Origin of the sequence: Priestia filamentosa (assembly GCF_900177535.1) — a bacterium.
Lineage (GTDB): Bacteria > Bacillota > Bacilli > Bacillales > Bacillaceae_H > Bacillus_I > Bacillus_I filamentosa.
The window spans coordinates 1-23,296 of sequence record NZ_FXAJ01000005.1; the positions used below are offsets into that span (position 1 = coordinate 1).

At 36.8% G+C, this 23,296-nt stretch carries 27 protein-coding genes and 1 rRNA gene; 13 read left to right on the plus strand and 15 right to left on the minus strand.

The window, feature by feature from the left end; all coding sequences use genetic code 11:
- Window positions 1–62, minus strand: a 16S ribosomal RNA gene (locus tag B9N79_RS17690); the annotation flags it as partial.
- A 514-nt stretch (window positions 63–576) separates the two neighbouring features.
- On the opposite strand from B9N79_RS17690, the gene thiT reads away from it, so the two are divergent.
- From thiT to B9N79_RS17705, 3 genes are all read left to right on the plus strand, one after another.
- Window positions 577–1,137: an energy-coupled thiamine transporter ThiT gene (gene thiT / locus B9N79_RS17695; RefSeq protein WP_040060135.1), complete on the plus strand. Its 561-nt coding sequence runs from the start codon at window positions 577–579 to the stop codon at window positions 1,135–1,137.
- A 65-nt stretch (window positions 1,138–1,202) separates the two neighbouring features.
- Window positions 1,203–1,388, plus strand: a complete 186-nt coding sequence (locus B9N79_RS17700; RefSeq protein ID WP_019395090.1) for a hypothetical protein — start codon at window positions 1,203–1,205, stop codon at window positions 1,386–1,388.
- A 159-nt stretch (window positions 1,389–1,547) separates the two neighbouring features.
- Complete coding sequence (locus tag B9N79_RS17705; RefSeq protein ID WP_019395089.1) at window positions 1,548–2,225, plus strand: MgtC/SapB family protein; 678 nt, start codon at window positions 1,548–1,550, stop codon at window positions 2,223–2,225.
- Window positions 2,226–2,276: 51 nt separating this feature from the next.
- On the opposite strand, the gene B9N79_RS17710 is transcribed toward B9N79_RS17705, so the two are convergent.
- From B9N79_RS17710 to B9N79_RS17745, 8 genes are all read right to left on the minus strand, one after another.
- Window positions 2,277–2,891, minus strand: coding sequence for a precorrin-2 dehydrogenase/sirohydrochlorin ferrochelatase family protein (locus B9N79_RS17710; RefSeq protein ID WP_046218000.1), 615 nt, complete (start codon window positions 2,889–2,891; stop codon window positions 2,277–2,279).
- Window positions 2,873–3,649 (minus strand): sirohydrochlorin chelatase, encoded by a 777-nt coding sequence (locus tag B9N79_RS17715; RefSeq protein ID WP_019395087.1) that lies wholly within the window; start codon window positions 3,647–3,649, stop codon window positions 2,873–2,875. The genes B9N79_RS17710 and B9N79_RS17715 overlap by 19 nt, the downstream gene beginning before the upstream one ends.
- Before the next feature lie 14 nt (window positions 3,650–3,663).
- A complete protein-coding gene (cobA, locus tag B9N79_RS17720; RefSeq protein WP_026009760.1) occupies window positions 3,664–4,431 on the minus strand; it encodes a uroporphyrinogen-III C-methyltransferase in 768 nt (255 codons plus the stop codon).
- 202 nt (window positions 4,432–4,633) lie between these two features.
- Window positions 4,634–5,233 carry an adenylyl-sulfate kinase gene (gene cysC / locus B9N79_RS17725; protein WP_019395085.1) on the minus strand — a complete coding sequence of 200 codons (600 nt, stop codon included), beginning with the start codon at window positions 5,231–5,233 and terminating at the stop codon, window positions 4,634–4,636.
- A gap of 12 nt (window positions 5,234–5,245) precedes the next feature.
- The gene (sat, locus tag B9N79_RS17730) at window positions 5,246–6,391 is read right to left on the minus strand and encodes a sulfate adenylyltransferase (RefSeq protein WP_046218001.1); all 1,146 of its coding nucleotides are present in this window, start codon (window positions 6,389–6,391) and stop codon (window positions 5,246–5,248) included.
- A gap of 43 nt (window positions 6,392–6,434) precedes the next feature.
- Window positions 6,435–7,511, minus strand: a complete 1,077-nt coding sequence (locus B9N79_RS17735) for a sulfate permease (protein WP_019395083.1) — start codon at window positions 7,509–7,511, stop codon at window positions 6,435–6,437.
- A gap of 20 nt (window positions 7,512–7,531) precedes the next feature.
- Window positions 7,532–8,242 (minus strand): phosphoadenylyl-sulfate reductase, encoded by a 711-nt coding sequence (locus B9N79_RS17740; protein ID WP_046218002.1) that lies wholly within the window; start codon window positions 8,240–8,242, stop codon window positions 7,532–7,534.
- 85 nt (window positions 8,243–8,327) lie between these two features.
- Window positions 8,328–8,471, minus strand: coding sequence for a YezD family protein (locus tag B9N79_RS17745; protein WP_019395081.1), 144 nt, complete (start codon window positions 8,469–8,471; stop codon window positions 8,328–8,330).
- A 670-nt stretch (window positions 8,472–9,141) separates the two neighbouring features.
- Between B9N79_RS17745 and B9N79_RS17750 the strand changes: the two genes are divergently transcribed.
- Window positions 9,142–10,566, plus strand: a complete 1,425-nt coding sequence (locus B9N79_RS17750) for an alanine/glycine:cation symporter family protein (RefSeq protein WP_040060141.1) — start codon at window positions 9,142–9,144, stop codon at window positions 10,564–10,566.
- Between the two features lie 90 nt (window positions 10,567–10,656).
- Window positions 10,657–11,439: a potassium channel family protein gene (locus B9N79_RS17755; protein ID WP_040060142.1), complete on the plus strand. Its 783-nt coding sequence runs from the start codon at window positions 10,657–10,659 to the stop codon at window positions 11,437–11,439.
- A gap of 21 nt (window positions 11,440–11,460) precedes the next feature.
- On the opposite strand, the gene B9N79_RS17760 is transcribed toward B9N79_RS17755, so the two are convergent.
- From B9N79_RS17760 to B9N79_RS17770, 3 genes are all read right to left on the minus strand, one after another.
- Window positions 11,461–11,865: a YugN-like family protein gene (locus B9N79_RS17760; protein ID WP_046218003.1), complete on the minus strand. Its 405-nt coding sequence runs from the start codon at window positions 11,863–11,865 to the stop codon at window positions 11,461–11,463.
- A gap of 111 nt (window positions 11,866–11,976) precedes the next feature.
- Window positions 11,977–13,326, minus strand: coding sequence for a glucose-6-phosphate isomerase (locus tag B9N79_RS17765; RefSeq protein ID WP_019395077.1), 1,350 nt, complete (start codon window positions 13,324–13,326; stop codon window positions 11,977–11,979).
- Between the two features lie 172 nt (window positions 13,327–13,498).
- Window positions 13,499–13,729 carry a hypothetical protein gene (locus tag B9N79_RS17770; protein WP_019395076.1) on the minus strand — a complete coding sequence of 77 codons (231 nt, stop codon included), beginning with the start codon at window positions 13,727–13,729 and terminating at the stop codon, window positions 13,499–13,501.
- Window positions 13,730–14,033: 304 nt separating this feature from the next.
- Here B9N79_RS17770 and B9N79_RS17775 point away from each other — a divergent pair, with 304 nt between their 5' ends.
- Genes B9N79_RS17775 through mnhG form a run of 7 tightly spaced genes read left to right on the plus strand, consistent with a single transcriptional unit; the run spans window position 14,034 to window position 19,792 of the window.
- The gene (locus tag B9N79_RS17775) at window positions 14,034–16,454 is read left to right on the plus strand and encodes a Na+/H+ antiporter subunit A (RefSeq protein WP_040060143.1); all 2,421 of its coding nucleotides are present in this window, start codon (window positions 14,034–14,036) and stop codon (window positions 16,452–16,454) included.
- Window positions 16,441–16,866: a Na(+)/H(+) antiporter subunit B gene (locus B9N79_RS17780; RefSeq protein ID WP_019395074.1), complete on the plus strand. Its 426-nt coding sequence runs from the start codon at window positions 16,441–16,443 to the stop codon at window positions 16,864–16,866. The genes B9N79_RS17775 and B9N79_RS17780 overlap by 14 nt, the downstream gene beginning before the upstream one ends.
- Complete coding sequence (locus B9N79_RS17785) at window positions 16,866–17,207, plus strand: Na(+)/H(+) antiporter subunit C (RefSeq protein ID WP_019395073.1); 342 nt, start codon at window positions 16,866–16,868, stop codon at window positions 17,205–17,207. Before B9N79_RS17780 ends, B9N79_RS17785 begins: the two co-directional genes overlap by 1 nt.
- Window positions 17,200–18,681: a Na+/H+ antiporter subunit D gene (locus B9N79_RS17790; RefSeq protein ID WP_040060144.1), complete on the plus strand. Its 1,482-nt coding sequence runs from the start codon at window positions 17,200–17,202 to the stop codon at window positions 18,679–18,681. The genes B9N79_RS17785 and B9N79_RS17790 overlap by 8 nt, the downstream gene beginning before the upstream one ends.
- Before the next feature lie 7 nt (window positions 18,682–18,688).
- Entirely contained in the window at window positions 18,689–19,165 is a 477-nt protein-coding gene (locus B9N79_RS17795) for a Na+/H+ antiporter subunit E (protein WP_019395071.1), read from the plus strand.
- Window positions 19,162–19,449 carry a Na(+)/H(+) antiporter subunit F1 gene (locus B9N79_RS17800; protein ID WP_019395070.1) on the plus strand — a complete coding sequence of 96 codons (288 nt, stop codon included), beginning with the start codon at window positions 19,162–19,164 and terminating at the stop codon, window positions 19,447–19,449. Before B9N79_RS17795 ends, B9N79_RS17800 begins: the two co-directional genes overlap by 4 nt.
- Complete coding sequence (gene mnhG / locus B9N79_RS17805) at window positions 19,433–19,792, plus strand: monovalent cation/H(+) antiporter subunit G (protein ID WP_019395069.1); 360 nt, start codon at window positions 19,433–19,435, stop codon at window positions 19,790–19,792. The genes B9N79_RS17800 and mnhG overlap by 17 nt, the downstream gene beginning before the upstream one ends.
- A gap of 36 nt (window positions 19,793–19,828) precedes the next feature.
- On the opposite strand, the gene B9N79_RS17810 is transcribed toward mnhG, so the two are convergent.
- Window positions 19,829–20,992 (minus strand): iron-containing alcohol dehydrogenase, encoded by a 1,164-nt coding sequence (locus tag B9N79_RS17810; RefSeq protein WP_019395068.1) that lies wholly within the window; start codon window positions 20,990–20,992, stop codon window positions 19,829–19,831.
- Between the two features lie 212 nt (window positions 20,993–21,204).
- On the opposite strand from B9N79_RS17810, the gene B9N79_RS17815 reads away from it, so the two are divergent.
- Window positions 21,205–21,438, plus strand: coding sequence for a DUF378 domain-containing protein (locus tag B9N79_RS17815; RefSeq protein WP_040060145.1), 234 nt, complete (start codon window positions 21,205–21,207; stop codon window positions 21,436–21,438).
- 37 nt (window positions 21,439–21,475) lie between these two features.
- On the opposite strand, the gene B9N79_RS17820 is transcribed toward B9N79_RS17815, so the two are convergent.
- Entirely contained in the window at window positions 21,476–22,669 is a 1,194-nt protein-coding gene (locus tag B9N79_RS17820; RefSeq protein ID WP_019395066.1) for an ornithine--oxo-acid transaminase, read from the minus strand.
- 196 nt (window positions 22,670–22,865) lie between these two features.
- Window positions 22,866–23,264, minus strand: a complete 399-nt coding sequence (gene yugI / locus B9N79_RS17825; RefSeq protein WP_040060148.1) for a S1 domain-containing post-transcriptional regulator GSP13 — start codon at window positions 23,262–23,264, stop codon at window positions 22,866–22,868.
- Window positions 23,265–23,296: the final 32 nt, after the last annotated feature.

Consider the following 23,296-nt stretch of genomic DNA (forward strand, 5'->3'; position numbering starts at 1 on the left):
ACTTGCATGTATTAGGCACGCCGCCAGCGTTCGTCCTGAGCCAGGATCAAACTCTCCATAGAAAGTTTGGTTTCATCTTTCGATGTCCATAGCTTTTTGTTTCTAATAAGAAACGTTGTTTTAAAAATAAAATAGAATTAACGTTGACGTATTTTGTTCAGTTTTCAAAGGTCAATCACTTCATTCGTCGTTAACAGCGACTTTTATATCTTATCACTTCTTTAGAAGTGTGTCAACAACTTTTTTTAAAATGTTTTTTAGCTTTTTTCTGTTTTGTGCTACCGTAGCAGCGACAAGTAATAATTTATCACGTATTAAATTGTTTTGCAATAGTTTTTTTAAATTTTTTCAAAAAAACTTAAGAACCTTAGTACATATGGAGTTTTAACTTCTTTCTGCTTAACATATCCTATCATTATTTAGAAGAAATGAAAATGTTTATTAATAGTTTTTATTTCAATTATAAAAAGGTGCTATAATCTACAACGTACCTATTCACTACTTCACATACTTGCCTTTCTATAGAAGAAAAGTATATTGTAGCCAAGAAAATTATTGAATGAAAGAGGTGTTTACATGCAGCGTGGCCGCACTTTAGTTTTAGCAGAAATAAGTATCATGACTGCCCTTGCCTTCCTATTAGACATTGTTGCTCAATTTTTCTCTCTTCCTCAGGGAGGTGCAATTTCCATTTCAATGGTCCCTGTTCTGATCGTTGCTTTTCGTCATGGTATAAAGGAAGGCCTTGCTTCTGGTTTTTTATTAGGTCTTCTACAAGTTATAGTAGGACCAAGTCAAATTTACACCCCTGTACAAGGTCTTATTGATTATCTCATTGCCTTTACAGTTATCGGATTTGCAGGATTAACTCGAAAAGGAATTATTTCTTCTCTAACAAACAATCACACCGGAAAAGTTATTTTGTACGTTGTTTTAGGATCTTTTGTAGGCAGTTTTTTGCGTTATCTTGCGCACTGCGTATCAGGTTATTTCTTTTTTGCTGTTTATGCTCCAAAAGATGTTCCTCTTTTGTGGTATACGATTGTTTATAACAGCACATATATGATACCAGCTTTTGTGTTAAGCACGATTGTAACATGCCTGATTTTAATTTCTTCTAAAAGACTGTTTATCTAATGAGCATAAACTAGTAAATCTCTACATACTTTCATAGTAAAGATGCTAGAGAGGAGTTTACACTCATGTTAATTCAGTTAGGAATGTGGCTATCTTTCCTAATGGCCATCTCCCTTATTTGTTTTGCTTACTTTGAAGGAATCAAAATAGGAGATAGGAGAGGAAAAGTAGAAGGCAGCCACTTTATATTAAGTTCTGTATTTGGCCTCATTTTTTGTTTATTTTTCTTTCACTTTCAGGACATGCTTTAAAGCCTCTCGCCAAGCGGAAGGCTTTTTTGTCTTTCTTTTCTTCTTGTCCTCTTTGTACTACCTCCCTCTTATAGCGCATATATCTTATAGACATAAAGTGTTAAGTTCTAGCCAGTGATCTTCCTTCTTTTCACCTTATAACGAAAGCGAGGTAAGAACATGTATTACGAAACGATATTAAAGCTTGGAATATCGGCTGTGCTAGGGTTAATTATTGGTCTTGAAAGAGAACTAAAGCGAAAACCTGTTGGATTAAAGACTTCACTTGTAATGTCCATTGTAAGCTGTATTTTAACTATCGTCTCTATCGAATCTGCTTATTTATTTGAAAAAGCAAGTAACATTACAATGGATCCTTTGCGACTTGCCGCTCAAATTGTATCTGGTATAGGATTCCTTGGAGCAGGGGTGATTCTGAGAAGAGAAAATGATAGTATTTCAGGCTTAACGACAGCTGCACTCATATGGGGAGCTGCTGGAATTGGCATTACGGTTGGAGCTGGCTTTTACACAGAAGCTGTGATTGCCGTTATTCTTCTTATGATCAGCGTTGAATTTATACCTTTCCTTACTAAACTGATTGGCCCTAAGCAGTTTAAAGAGAAAGAGATTCGACTGGAGCTAACCGTCTCTAGAGATGTTCATTTAACAACTCTTATCTCTGAAATCAAAAATTTAAATTTAAGGGTAAAACACGTTCGTGTAAAAGACCTGGATGACTTTGTCGTTATGCAGCTAAAAATCTTGGCCCATGAAAAGCGGTTCACGACAGATGTTTATTATGATATTCAAAAAGTTGCAGGGATTAAGCAAATTGATATTCAAAGTCTTTCTTAATAAACAAAAAGTACGAGTTGAGGTTACTACAGCAATCTCTACTCGCACTTTTTAATCTTTTTTATATTTATCATATAAAGCCTGCCAAAAAAGCTGCTGATGATAAGCATCTTTCATTTCTTCTTGCAGAGAACGATGAAGAAGCTTCTTTTTTTCTTCAGCCTGTTTTTCATTTTCATGTATAAAAGAACGTGCCTCATTCAGGAAGTCAACATACTGTTCATAGCTTTCATCATAACGTGCTGAAAGTTCATCACGTATCTTTTTAGCTAACAGCGGGCTTCCTCCCCCTGTTGAGACTGAAATGGTTAAGTCTCCACGTGTGAACTGAGCTGGCACAGTATAGCTCCCCTTATCCCCCTTATGCGCTACGTTAACAAGCTGATTTGGTGAAGCAGCTTTTAATAGTTTTTCATTATCCTCTGTGTTATTTGTTGCTAATATAACGAGAAATGCCGAGGGAACGTCAAGCTCATTTGCTTCTCGCTTTTCCCAATAAACTTCGCCTTTTTCTTCCCACTTCTTGATTTCATCCGTGGCTTCAGGAGAAATAACTGTAACATTTGCTCCTTCTTTTAAAAGATGTCTAATTTTCCTTGTCGCAACATTACCTCCACCAACAACGAGAGCTTTTTTATTTCTTATATTCAATGTGACAGTGTACATAATCCTTCTCCATTAAACATTAAGTTTCCCTTTTGAGTTTTCCACTTTTCAATTCTCTCAGCAAGAATGTCTTCTAAAATAGTATGATAACCTAAGAATGAACATAGAAAAATGTTCGAAGAGTCAACAAGCAGCTGACTTACATCTGCTGCAATTTGTCTCATGAGTAACCCAGTGAAAAGAATATACGGAACAATGTAAACTTGCTTATTTCCTTCAAGCCCACGAAGCCCCTGTTCAAAAGTAGGTTCTGCTGCAGCAAGAAAGCATGTATCCACTTTTAAGAAACCGCCTCGTCTTTCTAACATAAGGGCAATTTCATTTAAATCACGTTTCACATCTGGATCACTGCTTCCTCTACCAACGAGTAAAACTGTCGCATCTTTATCAATCATACTGTTAGCTTCACGTATACGGTCCATTAATACATCAACAAGTTTGTCATGAACCCCAAAAGGAGTTCCATAAACAACTTCAATTTCTGGATGTGCTTCAGCTAAGGAAAGCAATATTTCTGGTATATCTTTTTTTGCATGCCCTGCTGTTAAAAGAAGAATCGGGACAGCTACAATTTTTGTTGCCCCCTGCCTTATACATCGAGCAAAAGCTTCTTCAATAGTTGGTTCAGCAAGTTCCAAAAAACATGCTTCTTGAATAGGAACGTTTACTTTCTCTTTGCAACGTTCAATAAATTGCCGTGCTCCGATCTGTCCATCTCTAATCCGCGTCCCGTGACAAATATACAATACAGCTTCCACTTTGATCCCTCACTTTAGAAAACTTGTTCAACATATTGCTGCGTATTTTCTTCAAACCAACTTAATTTGTCTTTTAGCACAACAACCTCTCCAACAATGACCATACTTGGATTCTTCACTTTTTCTCTATGAGCTATATCAATAATCGTATCAAGTGTACCTACTACAGTTTTTTGCTCAGTATAAGTTCCCCAGTGAATCAATGCAACGGGTGTGTCAGGACTCTTGCCGTGTTGAATAAGCTGTTCGCAAATATATGATAGATTTTTAATGCCCATATAAATGGCTAATGTGTCAATTCCTTTAGCTAGAGCTTCCCATTTCACATGTTCATCTTCCTGTTTGCGATGACCTGTCACAAAAGCAAAGCTTCCGCTGTATTCACGATGTGTAACAGGGATACCAGCATAAGCAGCTGCTGCAATCCCTGAGGTGATGCCTGGAACAATTTCAAAAGAGATACCGTTTTGAACAAGAATTTCAGCTTCCTCGCCACCACGACCGAACACAAATGGATCTCCACCTTTTAATCGAACAACCGTTTTTCCTTCTTTAGCATGTTTTACAAGGGCATTATTGATTGCCTCTTGTTGAAGGATATGAGCATTTGGAGATTTGCCACAGTAGATAAGGTCAGCACCTTTTTTGGCATATGTTAATAGATGTTTATTAACAAGACGATCATATAAAATGACGTCAGCCCCTCCAATACAGCGGATTCCTTTTAAAGTTATAAGTTCCGGGTCTCCTGGTCCTGCTCCAACTAAATAAACCTTTCCAATGTTCACGTACATCTTCCTCTCCAAGTTGTCAGTTTATACACTCTATTCTTAACTTTATATTATTAATGTACCAACATATCTCTAAAATTTGAACCATCAGTTGGAGATGCTTTGGATAAGCTATCTTTAAGAATAAGGCTCATAGCATTCACTATGAGCCTTAGACTAAGAGCCTTACGTGACTCCCTTTTATAGAAAACTCCTAGATGAAGTTTTCATTTTTTAAATATGCGACAATTTGGTCTACACATTCTTCTACACTATACTGATCAGAATGAACTGTGATTTCAGGGTTCTCTGGAGCTTCATATGGAGAACTAATTCCTGTAAAATCTTTAATTTCTCCAGCACGAGCTTTTTGATAAAGTCCTTTTGGATCACGACGCTCACATTCTTCTAGATTACAGTCAATATAAACTTCAACAAATTCATTTTCCTCTACAATTTCTCTTACTTGTTTTCGGTCCTCAATAAAAGGAGAAATAAAAGCTGTTAGCACAACTTGACCACTATCTACGAAAAGCTTTGAAACTTCTCCAATACGACGGATATTTTCCGTACGATCTTCCGCAGAGAAACCGAGGTTTTTATTTAATCCAAAACGAATGTTATCTCCGTCTAGCACATACTCATTGATGCCCTCTTGAAACAGGCGATGCGCAACAGCATTTGCAATTGTTGATTTCCCAGAACCCGACAGCCCAGTGAACCATAGAATAAAGCTATGATGTCCGCTTTTTTTACGGCGATCTTGTTTCGTTACGCCACTTTCATGCCATGTAATATTTGTTGACTCACCCATTGCTTTTCCCCCTTATGATTGAACAGTCTGCTGTTTCATTCCTTTAATAAGTACTTCAACAACTTCACGACGGCTAAATGTGCTTGGTGGCACTTCTCCATTACGAAGCATTTCACGTACTTTTGTACCTGATAAAATCATACGATCTTCTTTACCATGTGGACACGTTTTTGTCGAAGCCATTCCTTCACACTTTTTGCAATAGAAGCTATGTTCAAAGAATAGGGGGGTGATGCCTAACTCTTCACTTGTGAAATTACGGAAAATTAATTGTGCATCATATGTTCCATAATAATCACCGACTCCCGCATGATCACGTCCGACAATAAAGTGCGTGCAGCCATAGTTTTTACGAACCATCGCATGGAAAATCGCTTCACGAGGACCAGCATAACGCATTGCCGCTGGGAACACAGCTAAGAATACACGATCTTTTGGATAATAGTTTTTCAGCAGAACTTCATAGCTTTCCATACGGATGTCTGCTGGAATATCGTCTGATTTAGTCTCTCCAACTAATGGATTTAAAAAGAGACCATCAACAATTTCTAGAGCTGTTTTTTGAATATATTCATGAGCGCGGTGCACAGGGTTACGCGTTTGGAACCCAACTACCTTTTCCCATCCAAGCTCTTCAAACTTAGCGCGTGTATCTTTTGGATCTAAATGATAGCCAGCAAATTTCTTCTCTTCACGGCGTACAAGGGTAATTTTCCCTGCTACATACACATCCGGACGTTCTAGCATTTTTTTCACACCTGGGTGAGCTGCTTCAGTCGTACGATAAACTTTTTCAGCTTCCACTTCTTTATTTGGCTTATAAGCTTCTTCAAAATGAAGTACTCCATAGACAACACCATTTTTAGTCAACTTAACATCTTCACCAGCTTGAAGTGTTTCGGCTACCTTTTCTTCAACAGGTAATGTAACTGGAATACTCCATACTGTGCCATCAGCTAATTTCATAGTGTGGACAACACTCTCATAATCTTCTTTTCCTAAGAAGCCTTGTAAAGGACTGTATCCTCCGATTGCAATTAACTCTAAATCACTTAGAGCCATCGGATCTAGCTCAATACTTTTAGAAATCCCGTCATATTTATAATCTGGATTAAAACGATTAATTAGTGTACCTCCATGTGGCTGACTTGCTGTCATCACAAAAACCTCCCAAGTATTATTGTATATTCAATCTCTTAATTTAAAGAGTTGTTCGTTCCGCTGACGTTACTTTTAGTTTTTTTTTGCTTGAATTTTGCGCAAGACTTACAGTGCCAAGCGTAGCTAAGCAGCAGATGATGATAACAAAAAATGAGTACCAATCATCTTGAATTGTTAGCTTGACTAGCCCATAAGAAATCATTAAGGAAAAGATAGGTGACACGACCCAAACTTTAACCATTTGAAACACGATACTTTTTTGCCAGATTCCTGCTCCCTGTTTTGCAGTTCCTACTCCAATGATAGAAGAGGTTGTCACTTGTGTGAGAGGGATAGGCAATCCAAATAGAGAGGCTACAAAAACAAGACCTCCTCCTGTTAGAGAAATCATAATTCCTTCTCCCTTAGAAAGAGCCGTTATTTTCTTACCGTTTGTTTCAAGCACTCTTCCACCTAATAAAAGAGCTCCAAGGGCGATAAAAGCGCCCCCAACAATTACACCGAAAGAAGCGCTGATAACACCGGCACCAACAAGCGGCCCCACGGCGTTTGCAACATTGTTCATTCCAGCTGAAAAAGCTTCAAAGCACCCTGCAATAAGAAGAAAGAAAACTAAATATTTCTCTCTCCCCTGCTTTTTCTTGAATTTTTCTCTTCTTTTTTGAGTCATAACCCACTTACGAATAATGTACGTAATAAAGAAAGAGAAAACTGGAACAAAAACCCAAAAGAAGACAATTTCCAAAATAGAGCTTATATACAAAGCTTGATAAGCAACTCCTACCCCTACTACTGCTCCAACAGTCACTTCACTTGTTGAAAGTGGGATACCCATCAAGTTTGCAAAGAACAGAGTACTTGTTGCTGCTAATAAAATAATGACTGCGATTTTAACACTCGCAATATCTTCTGGAATAATGCCATTACCTATTGTTTTTACAACTTCTGTTCCAAAATATGAACCAAGTAAAATAAAGAGGCTACATATAAGAAGAGCTTTTCTTTTTGATTTTATAGCTCCAGAACCATATGCAACCCCCATTGTTGCAGCAGCACCACTTGCCCCAATATTCATGGCAAAAAAGAGTGCGATAATAATGGCTATCGTTGTAAACATGGTCAATCAACTACCTTTTATTAAGACTCGTGCAGCCCACATTCTACTTTTTGATTTCCTGACCAGCGACCAGATCGTAAATCCTCCATGTTATATGCTGGAGCTGTACATGGTGCACACCCAATACTTGGATATCCTTTATCATGAAGCTCATTGTATGGAAGATCATGTTTGTATACATAGCGCCAAATCTCTTTCCAAGTCCAGTGAATAAGCGGGCATACTTTAATTTTATTAAAACGGTTATCTTTATTAATGAAATTTGTATTTTTTCTTGTTTCAGATTGATCTCTTCTTAATCCTGAAATCCAGGCATCAACTTCACTCAATGTTTGTTCAAGTGGTAAAATTTTTCGAATATAGCAGCATTGATTTGGCTCACGTTCCCAAAGTTTGTCTCCATACTGCTCTGCTTGTTGTTCAAGATTAAGAGATGGTTTTTTCATCTCAATATTAAGATCTGGAAAACGCTCTTGGATTTTATCAATCACATCGTAAGTCTCTTGAAAATGTACGCCTGTATCTAAAAATACAATGCGTGCTTTTGGATTTACCTTTGCGATGAGATCGATGAGCACTATCCCTTCGATCCCGAAACTACAGGCATACACAATTGAATCTCCGTAATAATCATAAGCCCATTTTAGAGTCGCAAGAGCTCCTTTTGTTTCATCATCATGTGCAAATGTAGGAACCTCATCTGTCCACGTTTCGTATGTTAGCTTTGCCATATTCTCACCTTCCATATAAACATTTAATCCGATAGATAAACACGGTTTTAAACTTAAAAGAAGATAGAACGTTCTAAGCGTTCTATTATTTCAAACGAATTTTTTCGACTTTATCAATACCAATAACTTTTCCATCTTGGATAATAAGAGTAACAGAGCCATATTGTATTGATTGAAGAAGTTCTTCTGTTTTTCGCAAAGCTTCTTTATGATTAGAACTATCCCCCATATTGACTCCTCCTCTTTTCTTCCTAATAATTAAAAACTATATTTCCGATGGTTTAAGTCAGATTAATTTCAATAAAAACTCTACTCTCTTTACAAAAAAGAAGAGCATATTTCATAAATACACCTTTATATTATGCTAAAAAATGAGGATGTTGAAGAAATTTTAGCACAATTAGCTAGTTTGTCAACCTTCAATTCCGACTATTTTTATCGACTAAGTCATTTATCTGAAATTATAACACATTACATTTTAAATTGTTATAATTTTTTCATTATTTATTATATTTTTTTGTGTCATCTCTTTCTTTCATTAAAAAATATTATATACTTCATGTTTAAGGGGATAATTTTGTCATATCTTCTAACATTATTTTCTGATTTTGTTATCTTTGCTAACAACTTTTTTGAATAATAGATTGGTGATATGTTAACATCCACAAGAATAATTTATCTCATTTTCTTTCATATAAAGAAGAAACAGATCTGCTATAAATTCAAAAGAAGTAAGACGTAATAAGATTTTAAATGTTTTAAATTTTACTACTATTCAATACAGCAAAGAATAGTATTGCTTTCTGTTTCCCTTCCCCTATATAATATTATTTATGTTAGAAAAGTTCACATACATCTAGAGTTGTAAATCATTATTTTTTCATAAGGGGGAATTATTAATGGATTTATTAAATGATGTAGTTCTTACGATAAATGATGCCCTTTGGACATACGTTCTTATCGCTTTGTTACTTATACTAGGACTATATTTTACACTTCGCTCAAGATTTCTGCAGTTTCGTTTACTAAAAGAAATGTTTAGGTTGCTGACAGAGAAGCCTGCTTCAAAAGAAAAAGGTAGCATTTCAGCATTCCAAGCTTTTTGTATTAGTATGGCTGCTCGTGTTGGAACAGGAAACATTGCCGGAATTGCTCTTGCTCTTTCAATCGGTGGACCTGGTGCTATTTTTTGGATGTGGATTGTAGCACTTGTTGGTTCTGCCTCAGGTTTTGTTGAAAGCACATTAGCTCAAATTTACAAAGTTCCAAATAAAGGCGCTTTCCGCGGTGGACCTGCTTATTATATGGAAAAAGGATTAAAGAAACGTTGGCTTGGTGTTTTATTCGCTATTCTGATTACTATTTCATTTGCTTTTGTATTTGTTGCTGTACAAGCCAATACAATTACACTCGCTTTTGAACAGTCGTTTAATGCTAATCGACTTGTAGTTGGAATTATCGTTCTAATCGCTTTTGGTATCATTATTTTTGGTGGTATTCAACGTATAGCAAAAATGTCAGAATACATTGTAGTCTTCATGGCAGGTCTTTATATCCTCATTGCACTTGTAATTGTTTTAATCAACATCAACGAAATGCCATCTGTCATTTCTTCTATTGTGAAGCATGCATTTGGATTTGAACAATTTGCAGGAGGAACGCTTGGAGCTGTTCTCCTTCAAGGTGTTAAACGTGGTTTATTCTCTAATGAAGCTGGTATGGGTAGTGCGCCAAACGCAGCGGCTACAGCAGATGTTACCCACCCTGCTAAACAAGGCCTTATTCAAGCTTTAGCTGTTCTAATTGACACATTGGTTATTTGTTCAAGTACAGCTTTCATCGTACTTTTAACAGATGCCTATAAGACACCTGGCTTAGATGGTGTTCAAATTACACAAGTAGCACTAGGAGAACATATTGGAGGATGGGCTTCATCTCTTCTTGCTATTATGATTTTCCTTTTCGCTTTTAGTACTCTTATTGGAAACTATTACTACGGTGAAACAAACGTAGAATTCGTTAAAACAAATAAAGTTATTATTTTCATTTACCGTATTCTTGTTCTCGCAATGATCCTGTTTGGAGCTGTTGCAAAAGTAGATTTAGTTTGGAACTTAGCTGATCTATTCATGGGTCTTATGGCGTTTACAAACTTAATTGCTATTGCATTCCTAGCAAAAACAGCATTTAGAGCTCTTAAAGATTATACAGATCAACGTAAACAAGGAAAAGATCCCGTCTTTTACAAAGACTCTCTTTCCCATATTGGCGAGCTTGAAGGTTGGGAAGAAAGACCAAAAGAAACTAAAAAACAAACAGTATAATTTAGAAAAGCGCCCCTCTAATTAGAGGGGCGCTTTTTTCATACCTTCTTTAGAAATGGGAACACTATGTCCTAAAGGAGGAAATTGCAAATGTTTGATAGCTTTCTATTCCGCTTCTTCCGTCGTTCTGTTTTATATCGACTTATTGTTATCATTCTACTGCTTTGCGTTATTTTTGGTGGACTTATTCATTTTCTTGAAGAAGAAACCTTTCCAACCGTTTTTGACGGAATATGGTGGTCAATTGTCACGATATCTACAATTGGGTTCGGAGACTATGTTCCTCATACAGTAATTGGGCGTATTTTAGCTATGTTACTTATTTTAATTGGCACAGGGTTTATCACGAATTATTTTGTAACACTTGCTAGAATGGCAGTTTCTAGAGAGAATGCTTATGTTGATGGAAGCCTCCCTTATAGAGGAAGTGATCATATTGTTGTTGTTGGATGGAACGAGCGTACAAAACAACTTCTAGAGCTTTTTGCCCAATCTCATCTTGCTAAACATATTGTGTTAATTGACGAAACACTGGAAGAACGTCCTATGCTTTCTGCATACGTTCACTTTGTAAAAGGAAATCCCACACATGAGGATACACTTATAAAAGCAAATATTTCTGAAGCTCGGGAAGTGATGATTACAGCTAATCAACATAAAGCTGAAAACGAAGCAGATATGCAGGCTATTTTGACTATCTTAGCTGTTAAGGGACAAGATCGTCATATTCCTATCACAGCAGAAGTTCTTTCTTCTCTACACGTCAAAAGTGCTAAACATGCTGGAGCCGGTAAAATAGTCGAAACAAATAAAATGATTAGTAAGCATATGTACGAGCAGCTATTTTCAAAAGAAGGCTTTGTTAGAAAGTGAGCTAACAAAGCCTTTTCAAATTCAATATAGAAGGCGTTGTTCCGCTTCTCTTAGGAGCTCCTGACCTAGTGGGATATATTCTTTTGGAAAAGAAGCATCGGGATCTTGCGGTTCTTGGAATTGATCAAATGAGCTCTTCACATTGCCAACATGAACTTGATCATCTAAACCAATTTGATATTTATGAGAAAGCAAAAAAGGTGTTCTGAAACGCACTGTTGCTCCAGGGGCATCAAGCTGACCATCCACAGCTTGAAATGGAAGACGAAGAAACTGATACCCTACTTTATCATCTATCTTATAGTCAAATGACCCTTGATCATACTCCCATCCTCCCCCAATTGTATATCCTAAAGAACCTAAAGTTTCTTCTAAATCATGCAGCTTAAACACTCTTCCCTCAAGGTTTGAATGTAATTCAATCATAGTAAGCACCCCTTTTCTATGTTAACGTCTCCAATATTACTCTTTTTATCCTTTTGTATCGTTACAAAAAAAAACAGTCATAGCCTTAGGCTATGACTGTTTTTTCATTTATTATTTTAAACGTTTTTCAAGCTCTGCTTTCTTTTCTTCAAATCCCGGTTTTCCAAGAAGTGCAAACATATTTACTTTGTATGCTTCTACACCTGGTTGATCAAATGGGTTAACACCTAAAAGGTAACCACTTACTGCGCAAGCTTTTTCAAAGAAGTAAGCAATATAACCGAATGTATAAGCATCAAGAGCTGGTGCTGTTACAAGTAAGTTCGGAACTCCTCCGTCTGTATGAGCAAGCATTGTTCCTTCAAGCGCTTTGTTATTAACAAAATCCACTGTTTCACCAGCTAGATAGTTTAAGCCATCTAAATCAGCCGCATCTTCTTCAATTGTTAACTCGTGACGAGGATTCTCAACGCGAATTACAGTTTCAAAAATATCACGACGACCTTCTTGAACATATTGTCCTAAAGAATGTAGGTCTGTTGAGAAGTTTGCTGAAGATGGATAAATTCCTTTTTGGTCTTTCCCTTCACTTTCTCCAAACAGTTGTTTCCACCACTCTGCAAAGTATTGAAGAGCTGGCTCATAGTTAATTAACATTTCAATTGTCTTACCTTTGTTGTAAAGAAGGTTACGAACTGCTGCGTATTGGTATGCTGCATTTTCTTCTAGGTTAGGCTTTGCAAAGTCTTCACTTGCAGCCTCTGCACCTTTCATCATGTCAGAAATGTTCGCCCCACTTACAGCAATCGGAAGAAGTCCAACTGCAGTTAGAACAGAATAACGACCACCAACATCGTCCGGAATCACGAATGTTTCGTATTTCTCTTCATCAGCAAGCGTTTTTAAAGCTCCACGTGCTTTATCTGTTGTAGCATAAATACGACCACGTGCTTCTTCTTTTCCATATTTCTCTTCGAGAAGCTTACGGAAAATACGGAACGCGATCGCAGGTTCTGTTGTTGTTCCAGACTTAGAAATAACATTGATTGAGAAGTCTTTTCCATCAAGAAGATCCATTAAGTCTTTCATATATGTAGAGCTAATGTTATTTCCAACGAAAATCACTTGTGGCGTTTGACGTTTCTCTTTCGGTAATACGTTATAGAAAGAGTGTTGAAGCATTTCAATTGCTGCTCTTGCACCTAAATATGAACCACCAATTCCAATTACTAATAAAACATCTGAATCACTTTTAATTTTTTCAGCACTTTTCTCAATGCGAGCAAACTCTTCCTTATCATATTCTTTCGGAAGATTTACCCATCCTAAAAAATCGCTTCCTGCTCCTGTTTTATCATGGATAGCATGATGTGCTGCTTTTACAGCATCACTTAAGTATGTAATTTCATGCTCTTTGAAAAAAGTAAGTGCATTTGAGTAATCAAAACGAACATGTGTCATAGATATGTTCCTCCATAAATTTTATTCTCTTTCTCTCACTTTATCGAAACCGCTCATGGAATTCAAGCAATGTTTCTCCATATTAGTACTTTCTTTTCAAAAATATTGTATAAATCCTGCATAGAAAGGTTTGAGCAGGACTAAAGGAGGAAAATCACTTAATAGAAGTGACTCACTCTATACTTAACTCAAACTCTTCCATTGCTTTATTCAACCGCACGTATTCCCTTGAATCGAATGGGCGTAACGGGTGCTTATTCATTATCTCTCCATACTGCTCAACTAATTTTTCTACTGCTTCCTGATCTAAGTATTCTTTCTTTGTAGCAGCATTAAACAAGAAAGCACTTGTGAACATCGTGATAAAAATAGTGGAACTTACAATGATTTGTTTCTTATACATACTAAACGTCACCTCATAGTTAGGATGAGATGATTTTTTTATTTCTATTCAATGTAATGGAATTCTTTAAGAAAAAAAGTGAAGACTAAAAAAGCATTCTACACCCCAAAAAAGACCTTAAAAATAAAAAAAAATATAATTTTTTTTACTGTCATTTTTCCGACTTTCTATTTATTTAATAGCACAGAAATAGTTGAGCAACATAGAAGAGTCGTTGGGATGCAAGGCATCTCGAATTATTATATAATCGGTTCTAGAATAAAGTATCCGTCTAAAATTAGTATATTTGAAGGAGGTTTATCATTTGTCATTGCTACACTTACTCGTACTATCGCCTTTCCTATTTGCGATACTTGTACCCTTTCTATATAGATATGTGCGAAAGGTTCATACAGGATGGTTTGTCCTTATTTTACCTCTTGCCTTATTTCTATATTTTCTCCAGTTCATTAAACTTACGAGCAGTGGCGAAGAAGTTGTTCGTACATTTGAATGGATTCCAAGCTTAGATATCAACTTCACTCTACATGTTGATGGGCTTGGTCTTTTATTTGCTTTACTTATTACAGGAATCGGGTCTTTAGTTACTCTTTACTCTATTTATTATCTATCAAAAGATAAAGAGGCATTACATAATTTTTATGTATATCTTCTTCTCTTTATGGGAGCCATGCTTGGAGTCGTGCTTTCTGATAATCTAATTGTTCTTTATACATTCTGGGAGATCACAAGCCTTTCCTCTTTTTTACTTATCGGATATTGGTATAAAAGAGAGAAGTCCCGATATGGAGCACAAAAATCAATGCTTATTACTGTTTTTGGAGGATTAGCTCTTTTAGGCGGCATTATTCTCTTGTACATGATGACGGGCACATTTAGTATCCGTGAAATTATAGCTAACCTTGAGCTCCTAAAAGGAGAAGCTTTACTTTTACCTGCTCTTATCCTTGTTCTCTTAGGAGCATTCACAAAATCAGCTCAGTTTCCGTTCCATATTTGGTTACCAGATGCTATGGAAGCTCCCACTCCTGTTAGTGCTTACTTGCACTCAGCTACAATGGTGAAAGCAGGCATCTATCTTGTCGCTCGTTTAAGCCCTGTCTTCAGTGACCATGCTGCATGGTTTATTTTAATTTCTACCTTTGGAATTTTCACTTTGTTTTGGGGCTCCTTTTCTGCTGTAAAACAAACGGACTTAAAAGGAATTTTAGCTTTTTCAACAGTTAGTCAACTTGGAATGATTATGTCATTACTTGGGGTTGGAAGTGCGTCTTTACATTACGACTACTTAGAAAACAATATTTTTATCGTCGCTGTTACTGCTGCTATTTTCCATCTCATTAACCATGCTACTTTCAAAGGAAGCTTGTTTATGGTTGCAGGAATCGTGGACCATGAGACAGGAACACGCGATATTCGAAAACTTGGTGGTTTAATGGGGATTATGCCTGTTACTTTTACAATTGCTTTAATTGGATCGTTCTCAATGGCTGGCATTCCTCCGTTTAACGGATTTTTGAGTAAAGAAATGTTTCTAACTGGGATGGTTAATGTTCTAAAGATGGATATTTACCATATCGAAACATGGGGAATTCTTCTTCCAGTTATTGCATGGATAGCTAGTGTGTTCACCTTTGTATACAGCATGATTTTATTCTTTAGAACATTTACAGGAAAACTTCAACTTGAGAAGCTTGAGAAAAAACCGCATGAAGCACCAGTTGGAATGCTTATATCACCAGTTATCTTAGCTTCCTTAGCTGTTATATTTAGTTTTTTTCCAAACATTTTATCTTCTACGCTTATTATACCGGCTATGAAATCGATACTTCCAACGATTGCTCAAAGTGGCCAAGAATTTGATGTAGAAATCAAACATTGGCATGGATTTACACCTGAATTGTTTATGACGATTGGAATCATTGTAATAGGAACGATTCTTTTTCTTACTGTTCGAAAATGGTCCTTTATTTATGAACGTTTTCCTCAAAAACTCGCTCTTAACTATGTTTATGATCAAGGGTTGGTTGGAACAGAACGTGGTTCAGCGTGGATTATGAAATCCTTCATGTCTGGCCATATTCGAGATTATCTTGTTTACATTTTTGTATTTCTATCTATTATTTCATTAAGCTCTCTCTTTGTGACAAATGCATTTCATCTTGACGTAACAAATGTTGCCCCAATTGGAGTTTATGAAATAATCCTAAGTCTTCTAGCTGTCGGAGGTGCTGTCATCACCGTTCTTGCTAGAACACGTATGGTTGCCATCATTGCAGCTGGTGTCGTTGGATATACGATTTCGCTATTCTTCGTTATCTTCAGGGCACCTGATTTAGCGCTTACACAGCTTGTTGTAGAAACAATCTCTGTTGCTTTATTTTTACTTTGTTTTTTCCATTTACCAGAAATCACAAAGAAACAAAAGCGTCTCAGATTTCGATTATTAAATTTACTTGTTTCAATCGGAGTAGGATTTGTTGTCACAATGTTTGGTATTGCCTCTCATAGCGAGAAACTATTTCCTTCTATTTCTAAATATTTTGTGGAGGAAAGCTATAAAGAAGCAGGTGGGAAGAATATTGTGAATGTTATCCTTGTAGACTTCCGTGGATTTGATACATTGTTTGAAATTACAGTACTTGGTATCGCTGCCTTTGGAATCTTTGCGATTGTTAAATTACGTCTAACTAAAAGGAGTGAACGTGAACATGAAGGTAAATGATTTAATTTTAAAAACGGCTACGAACGTTGTGTCGTTCATTATCATCACTTTCTCCATTTATCTGTTTTTCACTGGTCACTACACTCCTGGTGGCGGTTTTATCGGTGGATTAATGGCAAGTGGCGGTTTGTTATTGTTATTACTTGCTTATGATTTGAAAACGATTCAGTCAATTATCCCTTTTGATTTCAAAAAGGTGATTGCTACAGGGCTTTTAATAGCCGTTGCTACTGGAGTCGGTGGATTCTTCTTTGATGTACCTTTTCTTACTCATACATATGGGTATTTTGACCTTCCATTCTTTGGAGAACATACGGCTTTAGCAACAGCAACTCTGTTTGACTTGGGGGTTTATCTTGTTGTTGTGGGAATTACCATGACCATTATTCAAACGATTGGAGAGAGCGAATAATGGAAATATTAATGTCAATTGTATCAGGCATACTCTTCATGTGTGCAACGTATTTAATTTTGTCTCGTAGCTTACTACGGGTTATTATCGGAACTGTCCTTTTGAGTCATGGAGCTCATTTAATGATTCTTACAATGGGCGGACTAAAAAAAGGAACAGTTCCCCTGTTAGGAGAAAATGCTTCTTCTTACACAGATCCATTGCCACAAGCTTTGATTTTAACCGCTATTGTTATTTCTTTTGGGGTTACTGCTCTTTTCTTAGTTCTTGCATACCGCTCATATCAGGAATTAAAGACAGACGATATGAATGATTTAAAGGGGTGTGAGGACGATGAGTAATTATGTAATTTGGCCACTACTAATTCCTTTGATAACAGGGATTATTCTTATGTTTTTTAGCCGAAATGTTACTGTTGCTCGTACAATTAGCATAGTTTCTTCTCTTGTGGCTACTGGTTTCTCTGTACTTCTTGTACACTTAGTTAAAACGCATGGAATTTTAACTCATGAGCTTGGGGGATGGAAACCTCCTTTTGGAATTGTACTTGTAGCTGATATGTTTTCAGCATTACTTGTCCTTACAACAAGTATTGTCAGCTTGTGCTGTATTTTATTTGCTTTTCGTTCTATTGGAATTGAACGAGAAAGATTCTATTTTTACTCTTTTGTTCAATTTATGATTGTAGGTGTCACAGGAGCATTTTTAACTGGAGATATCTTTAACTTATTTGTATTCTTCGAAGTTATGTTAATGTCTTCCTATGTCTTGATCTCATTAGGAGGCACAAAACTCCAACTTCGAGAGTCTCTTAAATATATTCTTGTAAATATTGTTTCTTCAGCTCTTTTTGTTATCGCTGTTGGGTTCCTATACTCTGTAACAGGAACATTAAATATGGCTGATTTATCAGTAAAAGTTGCCGAAGTAGGACAACCTGGTATCATTACAGCTATTGCTCTTCTCTTATTTGTGGTCTTCGCCATAAAAGGAGCACTATTCCCACTATATTTTTGGCTTCCTGGTTCATACAAAGCACCTCCACCTGTTGTAACAGCTTTATTTGGTGCACTGTTAACTAAAGTTGGTGTTTATGCTATATTCCGAGTGTTTACACTTATTTTCTATCATGATCAAGCATTTACACATACTATTATTGGTTATGTATCGCTTCTAACAATTGTAGCAGGATGCATTGGAGCTATTGCCTATTGGGATATTGAAAAAATTATTATTTATAACATTATCATTGCAGTCGGTGTTATTGTATATGGAGTTACCTTAACAACAGAAACTGGGATTGCCGGAGCACTTTACTATTTAATTCATGACATGATTATTAAAGCAGCGCTATTTCTATTAGCAGGAGCAATGATTACTATTACAGGAACAGCTTCAGCCAAAAAAATGGGTGGTCTAATTAAACGTCACCCTTTCCTCGGATGGATGTTCTTTGTAGCTGTAATTTCTCTTGCTGGAATCCCTCCTTTGAGTGGCTTCATTGGAAAGTTCTTATTAGTAGAAGGTGCTGCACAGTCACATAGCTATCTGTTTATGGGTATCCTTTTAATCTCAAGTTTAGTTGTTCTATATTCTGTCATCAAAATCTTCATTCATGCTTTCTGGCGTGAGCCAAAGTTAACAGAGAAAGAAGAGAAAGGAACAACAAAGGGAATGTTACTACCTATTGTCATTCTACTAGCTCTTTCTGTTGGGTTAGGTGTAGGAGCTGAATTTGTTTCTCCTTACATTTTTGAGGCTGCAAAAACGCTAATGGACCCGTCTATTTATATTGACGCGGTTTTAAAGGAGTAGGTGAAATATGTCGTTTCAAATCCTTTTAAACGTAATAATTGCTTTATTATGGATGTTCTTTCAAAATGCTTGGAACGGTCTTGCATTTTCCAAAGGCTATCTCGTTGGGATCATTATCTTATTCTGTTTAAGACGTTTTTTCCCTACCCGTTTTTATATTCAAAGACTTGTTTCTATCGTTTATTTGCTTTTATTATTCTTAGTTGAATTACTCAAAGCAAACTATAGTGTGTTAAAAGAAGTCATTCGCCCAACCTTAAAGATTCAACCAGGAATCTTTGCTCTTCCACTTGAAGTAGAAAAAGATTGGGAAATTATGCTTCTTGCTAATATGATCACCCTTACTCCTGGAACACTTGTTGTTGATATTTCAGATGATAATTCAGTTTTATATATCCATGCAATGCATATTGACGATGTACATGATGCAATTGATGATATTAAGAATTCATTTGAAAAAGCTATTATGGAGGTGAGTCGATGACCCTTAATATTCTCACTACAATAGCTTTAATCATTTTATCACTAGCAACGATAGGACTTCTCTATAGGGTTGTGAAAGGACCCGGTATCTCAGACCGTGTTATGGCTCTTGATGCAATTGGTATTAACCTTATGGCTATTACAGGAATTACATGTATTATAGTTGATACAGATGCATTTTTAGATATTATTCTCCTGATAGGGATACTAGCCTTTATTGGAACAGTTGCTTTTGCTAAGTTTCTTGAGAGAGGAGCCATTATTGATCATGACCGAGACAGCTAAACTTATAGTAGGTATTTTAGTCTTATTAGGAAGCCTTCTTTCCCTTATTACAACAATTGGAATGCTGCGCTTTCCTGATACTTATACGAGAGCTCATGCAGCTTCTAAAAGTGCTACACTTGGTATTATGCTCACACTCATTGGAACTGCAGCATACTTCTGGTTTACAAAAGGATATATAAGCGCAAAAATTATCCTTGGTATTGTCTTTGTACTAATGACAACTCCTGTAGCTTCCCATTTGATTACGAGAGCCTCTTACAATAAAGGTGTTGCTCTTTGGAAAGGGAGCGTTAGGGATGACCTTAAAGAAAAATATAAAAAACAGAAGCAAGAACAATAAAAAAACGATCCACACATGTGTGGATCGTTTTTTTTATTATAAAGAAGCACGTAAAATAGCTAATACATCTTCTTTGTTTAGTACTTTAAATTTACCAAATTCTCCGTTTGCCATCGCTCTATCTGCCATAAGCTCTAGTTTAGAATCATCAATGTCATAATCAGTCAAGCGAGTTGGTGCTCCAAGGCTTGTCCAGAATTCACGTAGCTTCTCAATTCCTTCAAGAGCCACTTCTCGATCAGATTTCCCCTCTTCTTCAACTTGGAATACGCGAGTAGCAATCTGTTTAAAGCGATCCACATTTTGATCAAGCGTATGCTTCATCCAGTTCGGGAACAAAATAGCAAGACCTCCTGCATGAGGAATATCATATACAGCTGAAACAGCATGTTCGATATTATGTGTTGCCCAGTCACCACTGTATCCCATTTGAAGCATGCCGTTTAAGGCAATCGTACCTGAATATAAGATTGTTTCGCGGTGCTCATAGCTTTCTAAGTTTTCAAGAAGTTTTGGTGCTGTATCAATAACTGTTCTTAACGTTGCTTCACACATACCATCTTGAAGCTTTGTATTCGAAACATGGTGGAAATATTGTTCAAATACATGACTCATCATATCAATCATGCCATACACAGTTTGATCTTTTGGAACTGTAAATGTGTTAACAGGATCTAGAATTGAGAATTGCGGGAATGTTGCTGGGCTACCCCACCCATATTTCTCATTTGTTTCCCAATTCGTAATAACAGATCCAGCGTTCATTTCAGAACCTGTTGCAGCTAACGTTAGGACTGTACCAAATGGAAGCGCTTCTGTTGCAAATGCTTTTTTCGTTACTAAATCCCAAGCATCACCATCATACTTAGCACCTGCTACAACAGCTTTTGTACAATCAATAACGCTTCCACCACCAACTGCTAGTGCAAACTCAATACCTTCTTGTTTACAAATTTCTACACCTTTTCTTACCGTTGTCAAACGAGGGTTTGGCTCAACGCCCGCTAGCTCATGAACTGTTGCTCCAACTTCGTTCAAAATGTTCATTACATCATCATATAGTCCGTTACGCTTAATGCTTCCGCCACCATAGACTAAAAGAACTTTCTTTCCATACTGTGGAACGAGTTCACGCAATTGCTCAACTTGCCCTTTACCAAAAATTAATTTAGTTGGGTTATAAAATGTAAAATTATCCAAAATAAATTCCCTCCTCAATTTCTTCCTTATTATGCAGAAATCCATTTTACTTTGTAAAGAAATGTGCTCCTTCTTTAAAGTGTCACAAACTCTAAAAAAACATGTTCTATAAAATAGGCATTACCCACAAACATTACCACAGAAACCGCAGAATATTTTCACCCTAAAACACCAAGCTAATAAGGAAAGATTACAAAAGGAGGTTGTCAACTATGAGTGGTATTCAACGAACTGCACTTGTTCTTACTATTATCGGAGCAATCAACTGGGGACTTATCGGGTTCTTTCAGTTTGATCTAGTAGCGGCTATTTTTGGAGGCCAAGCTTCTGCTCTTTCTCGTATTATTTATGGATTGGTCGGCATTGCTGGCTTAATTAACTTGGGACTTCTGTTTAAGCCTTCTACAGAAGTAGAGCGTACAGAGCCAAAAATGAATGAACAATAAAAAAGCAGGGGCCTACTATAGCCCCTGCTTCTTCTTATCATTGAAGAATTTTTTTAATTTTGTCAATAGCCCAATCTAAGTCTTCTTGTTCAATAATAAGCGGTGGAGCAAAACGAATTACAGTATCGTGCGTTTCCTTACATAGCAATCCTTCCCCTTTTAGCTTTTCACAGTATGGCCGCGCTTTTTCATGAAGTTCTACTCCAATAAATAGACCCTTTCCCCGCACTTCTTTAACAATTGATGACTGAACGTTTTCTAACTGTTCTTTGAAATAGTTCCCTAAATTGAATGATCTTCCCACAAGATTTTCATCTTGAATAACGTCAAGAGAAGCTAGAGAAACAGCGCATGCTAAGGGATTTCCCCCAAACGTTGATCCATGTGAACCTGGGTTAAATACACCTAGAATTTCTTTATTTGCCGCAACGCATGAAATAGGAAAAACACCTCCTCCTAGGGCTTTCCCTAAGATTAGTACGTCTGGTTCTACGTCTTCCCAATCACAAGCAAACATCTTTCCTGTTCTTCCGAGTCCTACTTGAATCTCATCTGCCACAAATAGAACGTTTTGTTCCTTACAAAGAGCAGCAGCTTCTTTCAAGAAGCCTTGTGGAGGAACGTTAATTCCTGCTTCACCTTGGATAGGTTCCATTAGGAATGCAACAGTATTCGGCGTAATCGCTTCTTTCAGCGCTTTTAAGTCTCCGTATGGAACAAGCTTTATGCCAGGAAGCATCGGACCAAAGCCACGCTTATATTCTTCTTCCGAAGAAAGCGAAACTGCTGTCATTGTACGTCCATGAAAGTTATCGTAGCATGCAATAATTTCAGCTTTATTTTCCTCAATTCCTTTTTTCTCGTAGCCCCAGCGTCTTACAGCCTTTACTGCTGTTTCCACTGCTTCTGCTCCTGTGTTCATAGGTAAAATCATCTCTTTATTTGTAACCTCACACATTCTCTCATACCATGGACCAAGTTGGTCATTGTGAAAAGCTCTTGATGTAAGGGTGACACGGTCTGCCTGTTTTTTTAATGCTTCAATAATTTTAGGATGTCGATGCCCTTGGTTAACGGCTGAGTATGCACTAAGCATATCCATATATCGATTTCCCTCTGGATCTTCTACCCATACCCCTTCTGCCTTTGAAATAACAATTGGTAATGGATGATAATTGTTGGCACCAAATTTTTCGGTTTGGTTAATCACCTTTTCACTTGTTGTCTTCATTTTTCATCCCCCCTCAAAATTTCTAAACATTCTTACTATTAATTATACTGAAGCAACCGTATCTAAAAGTAAATAAAAGAAACTCATTTTTCATTAGTTCCTCTTCTAAGGGGAACATTACCCGTTCTTTTCTTCCTTCTAACGTATAAAAAGCAATAAAAAAAGCAGCTGACTTATCAGCTGCTTTTCACCGTCTTTACTTCTTAATTAGATCTTGACGGTTAGATTGCTCAACCCACTCTTCAAGCTTTTCGCGTAGTGTGTTGAAACCTTGTGGTGCTGCGTTCTCTACAGGTTGCGCTGGTGCTGCTTGAGGACGCTTTTTCTTTGGTTCTTCTTTTACTTCTGGTTCTGGTTGAGTAGCACGAATAGAAAGACCAAGCTTTCCAGACTTTTCGTCAACAGAAATAACTTTTACAGGTACTTCTTGACCTACTTTAAGATGCTCATTAATATCTTTAACGAAACCGTGAGTAACTTCTGAAATATGAACTAAACCTTGAGTTTCTTCGTCTAGTGCAACGAAAGCTCCGTATGGTTGAATTCCTGTAACTTTTCCATCAATAACGCTACCTACTGTAAACTTTTCAGCCATGTAAACACTCCTAAGTTTTTGTTAGTTTTTTC

Excerpts from the sequence above, each read along its gene's own strand:
- thiT (WP_040060135.1), top strand. The coding sequence starts at position 577 with ATGCAGCGTGGCCGCACTTTAGTTTTAGCAGAAATAAGTATCATGACT.
- B9N79_RS17700 (WP_019395090.1), top strand. The coding sequence starts at position 1,203 with ATGTTAATTCAGTTAGGAATGTGGCTATCTTTCCTAATGGCCATCTCC.
- B9N79_RS17705 (WP_019395089.1), top strand. The coding sequence starts at position 1,548 with ATGTATTACGAAACGATATTAAAGCTTGGAATATCGGCTGTGCTAGGG.
- B9N79_RS17710 (WP_046218000.1), bottom strand. The coding sequence starts at position 2,891 with ATGTACACTGTCACATTGAATATAAGAAATAAAAAAGCTCTCGTTGTT.
- cysC (WP_019395085.1), bottom strand. The coding sequence starts at position 5,233 with ATGGGTGAGTCAACAAATATTACATGGCATGAAAGTGGCGTAACGAAA.
- sat (WP_046218001.1), bottom strand. The coding sequence starts at position 6,391 with ATGACAGCAAGTCAGCCACATGGAGGTACACTAATTAATCGTTTTAAT.
- B9N79_RS17735 (WP_019395083.1), bottom strand. The coding sequence starts at position 7,511 with ATGTTTACAACGATAGCCATTATTATCGCACTCTTTTTTGCCATGAAT.
- B9N79_RS17740 (WP_046218002.1), bottom strand. The coding sequence starts at position 8,242 with ATGGCAAAGCTAACATACGAAACGTGGACAGATGAGGTTCCTACATTT.
- B9N79_RS17745 (WP_019395081.1), bottom strand. The coding sequence starts at position 8,471 with ATGGGGGATAGTTCTAATCATAAAGAAGCTTTGCGAAAAACAGAAGAA.
- B9N79_RS17750 (WP_040060141.1), top strand. The coding sequence starts at position 9,142 with ATGGATTTATTAAATGATGTAGTTCTTACGATAAATGATGCCCTTTGG.
- B9N79_RS17755 (WP_040060142.1), top strand. The coding sequence starts at position 10,657 with ATGTTTGATAGCTTTCTATTCCGCTTCTTCCGTCGTTCTGTTTTATAT.
- B9N79_RS17760 (WP_046218003.1), bottom strand. The coding sequence starts at position 11,865 with ATGATTGAATTACATTCAAACCTTGAGGGAAGAGTGTTTAAGCTGCAT.
- B9N79_RS17765 (WP_019395077.1), bottom strand. The coding sequence starts at position 13,326 with ATGACACATGTTCGTTTTGATTACTCAAATGCACTTACTTTTTTCAAA.
- B9N79_RS17770 (WP_019395076.1), bottom strand. The coding sequence starts at position 13,729 with ATGTATAAGAAACAAATCATTGTAAGTTCCACTATTTTTATCACGATG.
- B9N79_RS17780 (WP_019395074.1), top strand. The coding sequence starts at position 16,441 with ATGAAGGTAAATGATTTAATTTTAAAAACGGCTACGAACGTTGTGTCG.
- B9N79_RS17785 (WP_019395073.1), top strand. The coding sequence starts at position 16,866 with ATGGAAATATTAATGTCAATTGTATCAGGCATACTCTTCATGTGTGCA.
- B9N79_RS17790 (WP_040060144.1), top strand. The coding sequence starts at position 17,200 with ATGAGTAATTATGTAATTTGGCCACTACTAATTCCTTTGATAACAGGG.
- B9N79_RS17795 (WP_019395071.1), top strand. The coding sequence starts at position 18,689 with ATGTCGTTTCAAATCCTTTTAAACGTAATAATTGCTTTATTATGGATG.
- B9N79_RS17800 (WP_019395070.1), top strand. The coding sequence starts at position 19,162 with ATGACCCTTAATATTCTCACTACAATAGCTTTAATCATTTTATCACTA.
- mnhG (WP_019395069.1), top strand. The coding sequence starts at position 19,433 with ATGACCGAGACAGCTAAACTTATAGTAGGTATTTTAGTCTTATTAGGA.
- B9N79_RS17815 (WP_040060145.1), top strand. The coding sequence starts at position 21,205 with ATGAGTGGTATTCAACGAACTGCACTTGTTCTTACTATTATCGGAGCA.
- B9N79_RS17820 (WP_019395066.1), bottom strand. The coding sequence starts at position 22,669 with ATGAAGACAACAAGTGAAAAGGTGATTAACCAAACCGAAAAATTTGGT.
- yugI (WP_040060148.1), bottom strand. The coding sequence starts at position 23,264 with ATGGCTGAAAAGTTTACAGTAGGTAGCGTTATTGATGGAAAAGTTACA.